The organism is Thioclava sp. JE_KL1, assembly GCF_009296265.1.
Classification (GTDB): Bacteria; Pseudomonadota; Alphaproteobacteria; order Rhodobacterales; family Rhodobacteraceae; genus Thioclava.
The window spans coordinates 1-11741 of record NZ_WBJS01000028.1; the positions used below are offsets into that span (position 1 = coordinate 1).

Consider the following 11741-nt stretch of genomic DNA (forward strand, 5'->3'; position numbering starts at 1 on the left):
TTCGCCCCGGATCGGCCAATAGACAGCCACGGTGAGGCGGGCATCGAGAGGAACTGTCCGGTCGAGACCGTCAATCAGCCGGACGGTCGCGCGCTCTCGATCTTCTGCGGACAAGGCCCGCGCGGCCACAAGCCGAGCGCGCTCCGCCCGTCTGAATCGCGCCACATCGCGTGCCGCCTCGGGATCGACCAGGTGCCCATCGACCAGAAGATGGGCAAAGCAGGCGGGGGCTCCTCCGGTAGCATCGTCATCCATATCTATGCCATCCGCTTACGTTTCTGAGGCGGAAAGATCGTATCGTATCCCCAAGTGAAAACGAAGGCGTAGACGAGGTAGAAGCCTGCAAAGGACAGTTCCATCACGACAATGGTCAGCAGGGAAGCGTCGAGCCACCATGCGAAAACCGGCAGAAGCAGGGTAAGCAGCGTCACCTCGAAAAGCACCGCGTGAGAGATCCGAATTGGCATAGTCTTACGGACATCGCCACGACGCCAGAGCAGGAGATGATCGAAGGCCAGGTTGAAAAGATAGTTCCAGGCAGTAGCCGCTGTTGCGCCAAGCACGACCAGCACGCCCATTTCCTCCATCGGATGATCGAAAGCCCAGGCGAAAAGCGGCGTTACGATGAGGAGGCCGATGATTTCAAAGCTCACGGCTTGGCGGATACGGTCTGGGGTGCTGCGCATGGAAAATGTTCAATCGTGGGTCAGGCGGTCCAGCGTGCAGAGCTTGTGATTGGGCGAGGTCATCCCCGGGAAGCCTTATGGTGGGACCCGTGCGTCCGCTTTTCAAGCATGGGCGCACGTCGCGGGGTCACGATGTCCAACCTCTCGGTGCGGCCCTCGCCGATCTTGTGCATCTCAAGTGCAGGGCAGCGGAGGACAGCCTCAAGGAAGCTGGCGAGCGCCTCTTCACCTTCAGCAGGCTCGACCCGTCGCAATGGAAATCGGCCAAGACCGCAAACGCCATCAAACGCCTGAACGAGGAATTCCGCCGCCGGATCAAGACCTAGACCGTGCTGCCCTGTGCCGAGACCGTGCCGATGCTGCTTTGGGGGCTACTGGCCTCTTCTTTCGCTATTTCTGTAGACACTTGATCAGCGCTGCTATGGTCAAAACCACCAACACCAGAATAAGAAGGCCGAAAAGCCAACCGATCACCATTTCGAAACTCATTCCATTTTCCATGTCACTCTGGTCCACTGTTTCGTTGTCATGATCTTCGGTCGACGCGCCGCGACGCACGCGGCTATTCGCGACTAACCATCGGCGGGCCGAGCTAATCCACTGCGAACTCCACCGCGAATGAGTGCGGAGACGAGAGCATCCCGATGCCGCGGCCATCGTTGTCTTCCATCACGCTGGGATCTCTCAAACGGCTGTTTGCTGATGCGGTCAGCACAGCGGACGATGTGCGCGGTGCCTCGAGTGGGAGCCGGCCTCACAGTTCGAGCGTGCGTCGAATGGCACCCGCTCCCCACAGCAGCAGGCCGGTGGTCAGCGCGCTGACCCCAACGCTGTGCGCCCATGGCCCCGCAATGCCCGTGTCGCCGAAGGTGATGAGGGTGATGCCGGCCAACGAAAGCCCGAGCCCAGCCATGAGCCGACATTCTCCCGGGGTCGGGCACGGCCTTCGCTCGTCATAGCTCTCCTCCTTCGGCGCGGCGGGATCGCTCCCCGTCACGCTGTTCGCTCCGTTCAAATCGCTGTTTCTCATGGCCTTACGAACCTCCTTTCGAGATACTCTTTCAGCGCAACGTCAGTCGCATAGATCTATAGCGCGGGTCGGGCGGGCGCCGAATTCTGCCCAATGCGCGGCTTCGAGGTTGCCCACCGGCCCGCGGCGTGTCGGAGCCTGCGGCGGAGTTCCAGGCTCCGCGGTTTTCGGAGCTTCTGACCCCGGCAGCTTCTCCCACGCCACGCTTTGCGGCCAGACGCGATCCAAGAGACGCTGTTGACTGCCGGAAACCCTGCGGCCCGGTAAGCTCGTTTAATCCATATGCCGGTCATCTTCCGGTCGTCCGCGGGAAGCGCGGACTTCAAGTATTGCGCGATTCATAATATTGGGAAAGCAAATATAAATGCGATATGATATTCGCAAATGCGATACATGGGGGATCCATGAACATCGAACATGCCCGAACTTTCCTTGCCGTCGCCGATACCGGCAGCTTCGTAGCGGCCGCCGAAAGGCTTCACGTCACCCAGTCAACCGTGAGCGCTCGTATCCGAGCACTCGAAGATCAGTTGGGCACCAGGCTTTTCACTCGCAACAAGGCCGGCGCGGCGCTGACTGCGGGCGGTGGCCGGTTCCTGAAGCATGCAGCGCAGATGGTGCGAGCCCTCGAACGCGCGCGGCACGACGTCGGCCTTCCTGGACAATTCCGCGCGCGTGTCGTCATCGGTGCGCGCTTCGGCCTGTGGGAAGGGCTGATGATGAAATGGTTCGCCAATATCCAGCGGACCCATCCCCGAGTTTCGTTTCATTCCGAAATCGGCTTCGAGCCTGAACTGATGCAGGCGCTGGTCGACGGGCGGATGGATATCGGAGTCATGTTCACCCCGCAGCGCCGTCCGATGCTCGAGCTCCTGCCATTGCTTACTGAACAGCTGGTGCTCGTCTCTACCGAACCGACCGCTAGCATGCAGCCTGACGGCTATATCCATGTCGAGTGGGGCCCGGAATTCGACAATCAGTTCCGCGCTGGCTTTCCGGAGTTTCCCGGTCCTGCACTCTCGGCCAACATCGCCTGGCTCGGCCTTCAATATCTCAAGCTCAATGGCGGCAGCGGCTATTTTCCCCGGCGTCTGGTCGAACACCAGATCGATAGCGGCGCCCTGTTCCCGGTGCCCGGTGCGCCAGTGTTCGAATTGCCGGCGTGGATCGTGATCCGCGAGGATCGCAACAAAGCGCTTGTTGATCCGATGGTCCAGAGTTTGATGGTTGGCCTTGTGGCGCCTTGATCTGCGATCAATTTCCGCTCTTGTCCTTTCCCAGCGGCCTGTCGCTCGCGTTCGGTATCCTGCTGGAACATTCCCGATCGGTCACCTCGCGTTCGGGCTCGCTGCGTAGTGCTTTCGCGGGATCGAAAAAACTCCTTCCGGCAAGGTTTCGTCCGCCCTTTGGTCGATCGAACCGAGTATGTCTGTCAGAGGCTTCATACCGCGACCGAGGGTCCATAACTGATCGTTAGACGACCATCCACGCGGGAAGCAGTCGCGCCAGTTCTCTGACCGGCGCGCAAAGCGAGGTGGTGAGCAAAAGCAACCTTGGCAGCTGAGCTCTTGAATTCGTCGTTCACGGCTTCGACTTAAAAGCACGTCAAAACGGGTGTTCCAGGAGATGACGGGCCTGCGCGACCATGCCGTCCAGACGTGCAGCGGCCGTGGGGACATCGTTGAGCGCACCCACACCCTGACCCGCATAGAGTGCCATCGCCTCCAAGTCGCCGGTCGTGGTTCGCAGCGGCGAATCCGTGCTGAAGCGCAGGCGCGGCTGCTCGCCGTCGCGGGCGATGGCCTCGCGCGGAAGACTGTCAGGGTCGTGGCCGAGGTAATGTCCGTCCAGGCTCTCGGTCACGCTATTGGCGATCACCCGCACCGCAGCGCCCTTGGGCCAATTCAGAACGAAAACATCGGTCAGAACCGTGTGGTCGCCGGTGGCCTCCGTGATTCGGGATTTGTGATAGGGATGAGCGAAGGATTCCTCGGTCGCCAGAAAGGCCGTGCCGCATTGCACGCCATCGGCGCCGATGGTCAACGCGGCGGCGAGGCCCTCGCCCGTTGCGATCCCTCCGGAGACGACGACCGGCAGGTCGGTCTGCGCAAGGATTTGCTCGGCCAGCCCGAAAGCCGGGTGTCGTCCATGCACGTGACCGCCCGCCTCGACGCCCTGCGCGATGATCACATCCGCTCCGGCCTCTTCGGCGATCCGCGCGGCCTCGACCGTGCCGACCTGATGCAGAACAAGGCAACCGGCACGTTTCACGCGGGCCACCACGTCAGGCATCACGTCCCAGAAAAAGCTGAAGGCCGGCACGCCAAGATCGAGACAGCAGGCGATCTGCGCATCGAGCAGCGCTGGTTCGGTCGCCGCGGGGATCAAGTTGACGGCAAAAGGTCGGTCAGTCGCGTCCCGCAGCGCAGTAACCTCTGCGGCGATCAGGGCTGGGTCTTCGCGCACCATGCCCAAAATCCCGTAACCGCCCGCATTGGCCACGGCGGCGGCCAGTTCCCAGCGGGAAACGCCGCCCATCCCGGCCAGCAGAACTGGCTGGGCGCACCCCAGCAGGTCGCAAAGCGGTGTGTGCAGCGGGTTTATTGGCTGGTCCGTCATGCTTGCTCCTCCCGTTCTATAACCATTGGCGCAGGTAATCGCGTAACACGACGGCGTTATTATGTGCCTCGTCCTTTGAAGCATAAAGTAGCGTAACGACGTTCTCGCGTGCATATCCGGCGAGCTCGCGGACCAAATCGTCATGAGCGGCAAGTTCCGCCTCATAACGCGTGGTGAACTCCTGCCACCTATCAGGGTGCTCGTGGAACCAGCGCCGCAATTCGTCGCTCGGCGCGATCTCCTTGCACCAGTGAAACAGTCTGGCGCGGTCCTTCGCCATGCCGCGCGGCCAGAGACGATCGACCAATATCCGCTTGCCATCTGACACGCGTGCCGCGCGATAGATCCGCTTGACGCGGATAAGCTCGCCAGGAGCTTCGGAGGTGGGGGGGCTTGCTGACGGCATCAGCTGTCCGGCTTGTCCGTGTCGCCGATCATCTCAACTGCTTTCAGAGCATGGGTCCAAGAGGCGCCGGCGCGCATTTCCGCGGCGACCCAAATCGCTTCCATGACCTGTTCGTCCGAGGCGCCCGCACGCCGGGCGGCTTTGACATGGCTCTCGATGCACCATGGGCACTGCGTTACGTGCGCGACGGCCACGGCGATAAGCTGCTTGCTGCGCGCATCGAGCGCCCCTTCAGTGAACACCGCTTTCGAAAATGCGCGGAAGGCGTCCTCGGTCTTCGGCGCCAAGGCATGACGCCGCTCGAAGAGATCCTTAGTTGGGTTGGGAAGATACATCTCAGACATGGCCTGCGCCTTGGGTTTCGAATTGCGGGAATAACACGTCGTTTTCCAGCCGAATATGGGCTGCCAGGTCTTCAAGAAATTCACCGACCCCGGCATAGAGCCGCGTCCAGCTTTGGCATGCACCGTCCGGCAATGTGAGATCGTTTGTCAATTGCCGGATCTGTCCGACCTCCGCCTCATGGTCGTCGTGATCCGCGCGCATCGCAGCGATCGGCCCGTCCAGCCTCGGTGCCGCGTTGCGAATGGCGGGAAACAAAACCAGCTCCTCCTTCTTCATGTGGACTTCGAGCTCGCCGATCATCCGGTGCAGTAGCGCGGACAGCCCTGCAGGGACATCTGCTTGCCCGGCATGGACGGTTTCCACCTTTTCCGAGAGCGCCGCCAGTTCAGGCAATTGAGTGCGATGCTTGGCGTGATACTCTGCCTCGATGTAGCGGGTGAGGCTGGCGGAATCTTGCGGGGGTAGCGGTCTCGTCATGTTGGTATCCTTTGGTCAGAGCAAAGAGGGGACGGTTCGGGGCGTGGCGTTCTCGACCGCCATATGCAGCGAGCGCGCGATCCGCTCGGCGCGTTCGATGAGATGGGCGGCCCCCTCGGGGGGACAGGTCTCGGTTGCGGTCTCGCGGAACAGCATCAGCCACCGTTCGAAATGATCCCATTCCACTGGCAAGGACGCATGGACCTGCATCGGGGCGCCGTGAAAACGACCGGTCATGAGTGCGACCGAAGACCAGAACTCCACCATCCGCTGCAAATGCGGCGCCCAGTCGGAAATCCTGGAGGCGAAGATCGGCCCGAGAACCGCATCAGCACGCACCTTGTCGTAGAAACGATGCACCAACTGGGTCAGTTTATCCTCGTCCAAACCCGTTTGCGCCATGATCGCAGCGGTCGTTTCGGGGCGCGCGGATATGATCTGTCGATCAGCAGGTGACATGGGATCCCCCGAGAATTTGAACTTGAGGCTCATGCTATCTCCACAAAATAAGCATTGTAAATACCTATTGCGGTGAGTGTAGGATGCCCATGAACTTCGCATTCTCGCAAATTACGGGCGGAGCATTTCGAGCCGGATGGCAAGCGTCCGCGAATCTGGTCTTCCCGACCGCACGCCCTCGGCTGAATCCTTGATGCTCAAGAGGGTGCAGGGGTTACGTTTTCGGACCGTAGCCAGAAGACACGAAACCCTTCAGCACCTCGTCCCTGGCGAAGGTTTGGTCTGGGCTTCCTGCGTGGCGCATCAACACGCGCAGGCCGTTATCGGCGGAAGAGGTGGGGCGAATTGTCGCGGCTCACAATGAATATTTGAATTACTTGCGCGCCTTGCCACCCTATGCGGGGAGGTCGGACTAAGTAACGGCTTCTATCACGGCGAAGCTGGGTATCGTCGGATCGCCATGGCAGCGACGGCCTGATGCCCGCACCTCTCGTCGCGAAATTCGCGCAACGGGGGTTGTCCATTCGGACCGGCTCACATCAGGTTGTTCGAGGAGCAGAGCGCATCAGGCGAGCGTTGCAAATGCAGGTTCGCTGGTCGTTACCGAACAGACCAGCGGGTTCCCTATAGCCCCAGTGGCGCGAGATAGAGCACCAGCAACAGGAGGCACACGCCTGTCAGCGCCACATCGAAGCCGCGCTGCCAAGCGGGCGCCTGCACCAATCCCAGATATTTTCCGAGGATGATCCGCGCCTTTTGCCAGGCAAGTGCCATCACGACCACCGCTGCCGCCCCTGGCCACTTGGCCCAGACCCCCGAGAATGAAAGCAAGGACGAGCCAAGGGTGAGGAGAACAAGCGTGCCGAGGGCGATATAGAGGGACCGGCGTGTCATTGCAGGAGATAGACCACTGGAAAGAGCAACACCCAGATCAGATCGACCATGTGCCAGAACGCGGTCGCATCCTCGATATTTCCCACATGATCGCGCCACGCCACCAGCAGCAACAGGATGACGCCGGCTGCGACATGCGCGGCGTGAAATCCGGTCAGCAGGAAATAGAAATTGAAGAAAGGATGCGTGTCCCAGACAATGCCTTGCGCGGCCTTGGACGCGAATTCGGCGCCCTTGATCCCGAGAAATGCCGCGCCGAGCAAAGCGGCACACACAAGAGAAACGCGTGCGCCGCCACGCCTGCGCGATTGCCTCAGATTCAGTGCCAGGGCAGCGAAAAAGCCGCTCGTCAGCAAGATGATCGTGTTCGTCGCAGCGGCAGTCCGGTTCAGCGCATTCTGCGCTTCGGCAAAGCCCGTCGGATCAGTGATCCGCACCGACAAGAAAACGATCAACCCCGCACCGAAAACCAGCAATTCGCTGATAATGAGAACCCACATCAAAAGATCGCCGGGCAAATCGTCCAATGCAGTTCGGGTTTGATCCGTCATTCAACAAGACCTTTGCAAGAGCCTTCGGCCCGTCACGACTCAATCGGCTTCAACCTTCGTCGCCATGATCTCTCACTGCACTATTTTAATGCGCATTGTAAATACCAATTTCCGCACGCAAGATGACTCGATGCCCTTCTGTCACTTTCACGGTCGAACGAGGGGACCTGTGCGGCCACCGGCCGCATGGTCGCACATTTAGTTTGAGCCACAGCAAAGAAGCCCGCTTCTGTCTGTCTGATAATAGGGCATGGAACACACAGAAACACTTCGGGCCCTTGGCCTCTTCGATGCGCGCGTGCCGCGTTACACGTCCTACCCGACTGCGGCGGCCTTTTCGCCCGACACAGGCGCGTCCTTTCAACGCCATGCGCTTGAACAGTTGGACCCCAGCGAGCCTGTGTCGGTCTACATGCACATCCCGTTTTGCGAGCGGCTATGCTGGTTCTGCGCCTGTCACACACAAGGCACGAAAACCCTTGGCCCGGTGGAAAGCTATATCGAGGCGCTCGAGGCAGAGCTCGAAATGGTGCGCGCCATCATACCGAACGGCCTGAAAATGGGCCGCCTTCACTGGGGTGGCGGAACGCCCACCATCCTGCCGCCGGAATTGATACATCGTCTCTCGGAATCGATACGCCGTGTGTTTCCACCAGCTCAGGAGTTCGAGTTCTCGGTGGCGATCGACCCGACCATGGTCGATCGCGCGAAGATCGAGGCTCTCGCCTCCGAAGGCATGAACCGCGCGTCGATCGGCATTCAGGATTTCGATCCTGAAGTCCAGAAAGCAATCGGCCGCCTGCAACCGTTCGAAACCACACGCGCGTGCGTCGAAGACTTGCGCGCGGCCGGCATCGCCTCTCTCAACACCGATCTGGTCTATGGCCTCCCGCACCAGAGCCTCGCACGTATTGAAGACACGATTGAAAAGGTTCTCACCTTTACGCCGGACCGCGTAGCGCTCTTTGGTTACGCGCATGTGCCTTGGGTTTCAAAACGGCAAAAGCTGATCGACGAAGCGGCGCTGCCGGACGATCTGTCGCGCTACCACCTCGCCACGCGCGCTGGAGAACTGTTTGTTGCAGCCGGTCTTACAGCTATCGGCATCGACCATTTTGCGCGCCCCGACGACACTCTGACGGCGTCGCTCGAGGCCGGACGACTGCGCCGCAATTTCCAAGGATACACGACCGACACATGCAGCACCCTCATAGGGCTCGGGGCATCGTCGATTTCGCGCTTTTCGGAAGGTTATGTCCAGAATGCGCCCGCGACCGCCGCGTATCAGCAGCGGATCGCAACCGGTGTTTTTCCGGGCGCTCGTGGCTACCAGTTAAGCCCCGAAGACCAGCTGCGCGCTCGGGCGATCGAGGAGTTGATGTGTCGGTTCGCGGTGGATCTTGACGATTTGAGCCAGGAGTTCGGCACCGATGCCCAGAAGCTGCTACCGTGCCTGACGGAAATGGCCACGCGCTTTGCGCCATTCGCAAGGCTTACGGGAAAGCGCATTGCCATTGCACCGGAAGGTCGCCCGTTAACACGGATGATCGCTTCGGTTTTCGATCAGCATGTGCCGGAGGGGGTGCGCTATTCGCGCGCGTCCTGAACAAGGCGCGTCTGATGGCGGAGCGCGCCTTCAGCAGGGTGTCACGCTAGACAACTCGCCGCCGGCAACAAGAAGCGGAGCTTGCGGGGGAGGGAGGGGCAGATCGTCGTGCTTCTTTCCCGCGGGAAATTGCTGATCAGGACTTCGAATGTGTCGTTGCGAGGTCGCGCGGAGCCGCAACGGGTGCGTGTGAGGGAAAGGTGCCGCGTGACAGGATCGTGCCGTTCTTATCGACAACGAGGCGTAGAGCGCGACCGCCAAAGTAGAAGGTCAGCCGCCATCGGCCGGCATCGTCGTCGACACCGGCCTCGCATCTGCTTGTGACCTCGCCGTCGCGGAGTTTCGCGAGAACATCGGCTGGTGGGAGGCCGAAAGCGCGTCCAACGAGTTCTGCGTCGACCGTGAAACCGTCAGTTGTGAAAGACACGTTACGCATCGCTATCTCCTTTCAGACCGCAGATGGAACAGTGGCCGGCAAGGCGATGTCTGCCAGCGTCGAACGATCGAGTTCTGCCAAAAACGCGGTCTCTGCGGCGCGGAGTCTGCCCTTCAGGCCGCAGACGGGGGTAATGCAGCACGCGCCGTCAGGAGAGAAACATTCGACAATGGCCTGGTCCTGCTCGAGAAGCCGCACGAGGTCTCCCAGAACGATCTCGTGGGCGGGACGGCCGAGCATTGCGCCGCCACCGGTCCCGCGCCGCGTGGTCACGAAGCCGTGCCGGGCCAGGCGCTGAATGACTTTATTCAGGTGGTGGCGAGAGATACCGAACTCTTCGGCGATCTCGGCTGTCGAGAAGGCACGCTCCGGCGCGCTGGCCATCCGCATCAGCGCTCGGAGTCCGAAATCTGTGAAACTGGTCAGGCGCATATGGTGCCTCCAACAAACAAGCATCAGAAATGCTTCTTATAGATTTAGCCACGATCACGCAATGATCTTCGCGTTAGGTCGGTCATATTGAGGCGCGATCCTCGGTTCCGTAGTTCTAACCCGCGCGAATTGCGAACAAGCCTGCGCGGCAGGAGATGTCCAGCTTGCCATCGGCGCGCTTGCGGCAGGTGATCACGCTGGAGGGGGCGATGCCGAGCTCGGCCGCGATTGCCTCGGATTTGCGATCAGAGGGGATGCCGAGGCAGACGGCGCGCTCGCGGTCGCTGAGCACCGTGAGCGGGGCCGGGACGCCGGTGTCGAGGGCGCGCTCGAAATGCAGCAGGGCGAGCCGCGCGGCCAGTCTGGCGAGGTCTGGATCGCAGACGTCGTCCTCCGCCTCGACCGTCTAGAAGCTGACGAAGAGACGCAATGTCTCGCTCAGGTCGAGCACAGTCGTCGTCGCCTTGAGGCGCGGCCGTTGACCGGGCGATCTCTGTTCCAATGCCTTGGGTGAACGAACGCCCCGCTGTTAGAAAAGCTAGCTGGCAATACCGTTGGAAAACAAGAGCACCATATATGCTGCATAGGCGGCCAACATAAGCGCACCCCATACGCGACCAATCTTCTTAGTAGCGAACAGCAAGCCCAGCAGTAGGAGAGACGACGCCAGCATGACTGGGGTATCGATCTCGCGAAAGCGCGTGCTGACTTCGATCGGCTGGATCACGACGGTGACGCCGAGGATCGCGAGGATATTGAAGATATTCGAGCCGATCACGTTGCCGAGCACGACATCGGGGTGACGCCGGATCGCCGCGACTATACTGGTGGCTAGCTCTGGTAGCGACGTTCCGATAGCCACGAGCGATAGGCCGATTACCGCGTCGGGCACCCCGAACTCGCGGGCGATGTTTACTGCCCCTTCCACCAGTAAGTCCGCTCCGAACACCAGAGCGGCAATGCCAACAATGACCAAGAGCGGCGCAAGCCAAGGTCGCGGTAGCGGAATGTCTTCGAACTCCTCAGCTTCATGTTGAAATGCCGTTGCCCGGCGGTTGCGTTTTTCCAGCCAGTAGCTGGAAAAGAGGTAACCCGTGAGGACCAGAAGCATTGCGATGCCTTCGATCCGAGTGATGATTTCACCCTGAACAAGTGCGTAGGTCGCCAGCGAAACAAGTGTTGCGACCAACGCTTCGCGCAGAGCTGTTCGCGCCCAGCCAAGGATCGGTGTGATAACTGCTGCCACGCCGACAATGAGCAGAATGTTCGCGATGTTCGAGCCTACGACGTTACCCAAAGCAATCTCAGGCGCGCCGTCTATGGCAGCGTTCACGGAGACAAGCAGTTCCGGTGTCGACGTGCCGAAACCGACGATGATCAGACCGATTAAAAGCTTCGAGATGCCGAGGCGCTCGGCAATTGCGACTGAGCCACGCACGAGCCCTTCGCCGCCGACAAAAAGGAGAATAAGGCCGGCAGCCACGAGGAGGAGGTCATGCAACATTTCTATTTCTGTCCAATAGTTGTGCTCGCCTAAGAAGACGCATCGCCATGACTTAGTGCGCCGGTTACAGGAAAAGAATAGGAAGGCCGCACGTTCAGGAGCGGACCGGTCGGTATTCCGCCAAAGTGCCTTGAACCGGCAGTCCGTTGAGCTACCCCCTGAAATTCGGACACTGACATAAGCTACGATTTGCAGTCTGCTGATCTTCGACGAGAAGGAGATCAGAGATGTCGAAACGCAAGCAGCACGCGCCCGAGTTCAAGGCAAAGGTCGCGCTGGAAGCCCTGAAGGGTGAA

At 60.3% G+C, this 11741-nt stretch carries 16 protein-coding genes and 1 pseudogene; 4 read left to right on the forward strand and 13 right to left on the reverse strand.

The window, feature by feature from the left end:
- A partial coding sequence (locus F8R15_RS21570; protein WP_172976278.1) for a hypothetical protein occupies positions 1-282 on the forward strand: 282 nt, incomplete at its 5' end.
- Here the strand turns inward: F8R15_RS21570 and F8R15_RS20285 are convergent.
- Entirely contained in the window at positions 258-686 is a 429-nt protein-coding gene (locus tag F8R15_RS20285) for a PACE efflux transporter (RefSeq protein WP_078523309.1), read from the reverse strand. The two genes, F8R15_RS21570 and F8R15_RS20285, sit on opposite strands and share 25 nt — an antisense overlap.
- A gap of 77 nt (positions 687-763) precedes the next feature.
- Here F8R15_RS20285 and F8R15_RS21990 point away from each other — a divergent pair.
- Positions 764-1009 (forward strand): annotated as a pseudogene (locus tag F8R15_RS21990) (transposase); the annotation flags it as partial.
- A 431-nt stretch (positions 1010-1440) separates the two neighbouring features.
- On the opposite strand, the gene F8R15_RS20300 reads toward F8R15_RS21990, so the two are convergent.
- A complete protein-coding gene (locus F8R15_RS20300; protein ID WP_078523312.1) occupies positions 1441-1716 on the reverse strand; it encodes a hypothetical protein in 276 nt (91 codons plus the stop codon).
- Between the two features lie 404 nt (positions 1717-2120).
- On the opposite strand from F8R15_RS20300, the gene F8R15_RS20305 reads away from it, so the two are divergent.
- A complete protein-coding gene (locus F8R15_RS20305) occupies positions 2121-2963 on the forward strand; it encodes a LysR family transcriptional regulator (protein WP_078523313.1) in 843 nt (280 codons plus the stop codon).
- A 358-nt stretch (positions 2964-3321) separates the two neighbouring features.
- Here F8R15_RS20305 and F8R15_RS20310 read toward each other — a convergent pair whose 3' ends face one another.
- The 7 genes from F8R15_RS20310 to F8R15_RS20340 form a co-directional block, all read right to left on the reverse strand.
- Entirely contained in the window at positions 3322-4335 is a 1014-nt protein-coding gene (locus F8R15_RS20310; RefSeq protein ID WP_075777504.1) for a nitronate monooxygenase family protein, read from the reverse strand.
- Between the two features lie 16 nt (positions 4336-4351).
- Positions 4352-4741 carry a DUF488 domain-containing protein gene (locus F8R15_RS20315; RefSeq protein ID WP_078523314.1) on the reverse strand — a complete coding sequence of 130 codons (390 nt, stop codon included), beginning with the start codon at positions 4739-4741 and terminating at the stop codon, positions 4352-4354.
- The gene (locus F8R15_RS20320) at positions 4741-5085 is read right to left on the reverse strand and encodes a carboxymuconolactone decarboxylase family protein (RefSeq protein ID WP_078523315.1); all 345 of its coding nucleotides are present in this window, start codon (positions 5083-5085) and stop codon (positions 4741-4743) included. Before F8R15_RS20320 ends, F8R15_RS20315 begins: the two co-directional genes overlap by 1 nt.
- The gene (locus F8R15_RS20325) at positions 5078-5563 is read right to left on the reverse strand and encodes a hemerythrin domain-containing protein (protein ID WP_078604903.1); all 486 of its coding nucleotides are present in this window, start codon (positions 5561-5563) and stop codon (positions 5078-5080) included. The genes F8R15_RS20320 and F8R15_RS20325 overlap by 8 nt, the downstream gene beginning before the upstream one ends.
- 15 nt (positions 5564-5578) lie before the next feature.
- Positions 5579-6022: a group III truncated hemoglobin gene (locus F8R15_RS20330; protein ID WP_078523324.1), complete on the reverse strand. Its 444-nt coding sequence runs from the start codon at positions 6020-6022 to the stop codon at positions 5579-5581.
- Positions 6023-6646: 624 nt separating this feature from the next.
- Complete coding sequence (locus F8R15_RS21575) at positions 6647-6796, reverse strand: hypothetical protein (RefSeq protein WP_166504583.1); 150 nt, start codon at positions 6794-6796, stop codon at positions 6647-6649.
- 116 nt (positions 6797-6912) lie between these two features.
- On the reverse strand, positions 6913-7467 hold the full coding sequence (locus tag F8R15_RS20340; protein ID WP_078523317.1) for a cytochrome c oxidase subunit 3: 555 nt from the start codon (positions 7465-7467) through the stop codon (positions 6913-6915).
- A 250-nt stretch (positions 7468-7717) separates the two neighbouring features.
- Between F8R15_RS20340 and hemN the strand changes: the two genes are divergently transcribed.
- Positions 7718-9073, forward strand: a complete 1356-nt coding sequence (hemN, locus tag F8R15_RS20345) for an oxygen-independent coproporphyrinogen III oxidase (protein ID WP_152845806.1) — start codon at positions 7718-7720, stop codon at positions 9071-9073.
- 136 nt (positions 9074-9209) lie between these two features.
- Here hemN and F8R15_RS20350 read toward each other — a convergent pair whose 3' ends face one another.
- From F8R15_RS20350 to F8R15_RS20365, 4 genes are all read right to left on the reverse strand, one after another.
- Positions 9210-9509 carry a DUF6522 family protein gene (locus F8R15_RS20350; protein WP_078604905.1) on the reverse strand — a complete coding sequence of 100 codons (300 nt, stop codon included), beginning with the start codon at positions 9507-9509 and terminating at the stop codon, positions 9210-9212.
- 12 nt (positions 9510-9521) lie between these two features.
- Positions 9522-9941, reverse strand: coding sequence for an Rrf2 family transcriptional regulator (locus F8R15_RS20355; protein ID WP_078523320.1), 420 nt, complete (start codon positions 9939-9941; stop codon positions 9522-9524).
- A gap of 115 nt (positions 9942-10056) precedes the next feature.
- Complete coding sequence (locus F8R15_RS20360) at positions 10057-10233, reverse strand: LuxR C-terminal-related transcriptional regulator (RefSeq protein ID WP_158522135.1); 177 nt, start codon at positions 10231-10233, stop codon at positions 10057-10059.
- A 246-nt stretch (positions 10234-10479) separates the two neighbouring features.
- On the reverse strand, positions 10480-11445 hold the full coding sequence (locus tag F8R15_RS20365; RefSeq protein WP_078523322.1) for a calcium/sodium antiporter: 966 nt from the start codon (positions 11443-11445) through the stop codon (positions 10480-10482).
- Between the last annotated feature and the right edge of the window lie 296 nt (positions 11446-11741).

Excerpts from the sequence above, each read along its gene's own strand:
- F8R15_RS20285 (WP_078523309.1), bottom strand. The coding sequence starts at position 686 with ATGCGCAGCACCCCAGACCGTATCCGCCAAGCCGTGAGCTTTGAAATC.
- F8R15_RS20300 (WP_078523312.1), bottom strand. The coding sequence starts at position 1,716 with ATGAGAAACAGCGATTTGAACGGAGCGAACAGCGTGACGGGGAGCGAT.
- F8R15_RS20305 (WP_078523313.1), top strand. The coding sequence starts at position 2,121 with ATGAACATCGAACATGCCCGAACTTTCCTTGCCGTCGCCGATACCGGC.
- F8R15_RS20310 (WP_075777504.1), bottom strand. The coding sequence starts at position 4,335 with ATGACGGACCAGCCAATAAACCCGCTGCACACACCGCTTTGCGACCTG.
- F8R15_RS20315 (WP_078523314.1), bottom strand. The coding sequence starts at position 4,741 with ATGCCGTCAGCAAGCCCCCCCACCTCCGAAGCTCCTGGCGAGCTTATC.
- F8R15_RS20320 (WP_078523315.1), bottom strand. The coding sequence starts at position 5,085 with ATGTCTGAGATGTATCTTCCCAACCCAACTAAGGATCTCTTCGAGCGG.
- F8R15_RS20325 (WP_078604903.1), bottom strand. The coding sequence starts at position 5,563 with ATGACGAGACCGCTACCCCCGCAAGATTCCGCCAGCCTCACCCGCTAC.
- F8R15_RS20330 (WP_078523324.1), bottom strand. The coding sequence starts at position 6,022 with ATGTCACCTGCTGATCGACAGATCATATCCGCGCGCCCCGAAACGACC.
- F8R15_RS21575 (WP_166504583.1), bottom strand. The coding sequence starts at position 6,796 with ATGGCACTTGCCTGGCAAAAGGCGCGGATCATCCTCGGAAAATATCTG.
- F8R15_RS20340 (WP_078523317.1), bottom strand. The coding sequence starts at position 7,467 with ATGACGGATCAAACCCGAACTGCATTGGACGATTTGCCCGGCGATCTT.
- hemN (WP_152845806.1), top strand. The coding sequence starts at position 7,718 with ATGGAACACACAGAAACACTTCGGGCCCTTGGCCTCTTCGATGCGCGC.
- F8R15_RS20350 (WP_078604905.1), bottom strand. The coding sequence starts at position 9,509 with ATGCGTAACGTGTCTTTCACAACTGACGGTTTCACGGTCGACGCAGAA.
- F8R15_RS20355 (WP_078523320.1), bottom strand. The coding sequence starts at position 9,941 with ATGCGCCTGACCAGTTTCACAGATTTCGGACTCCGAGCGCTGATGCGG.
- F8R15_RS20365 (WP_078523322.1), bottom strand. The coding sequence starts at position 11,445 with ATGTTGCATGACCTCCTCCTCGTGGCTGCCGGCCTTATTCTCCTTTTT.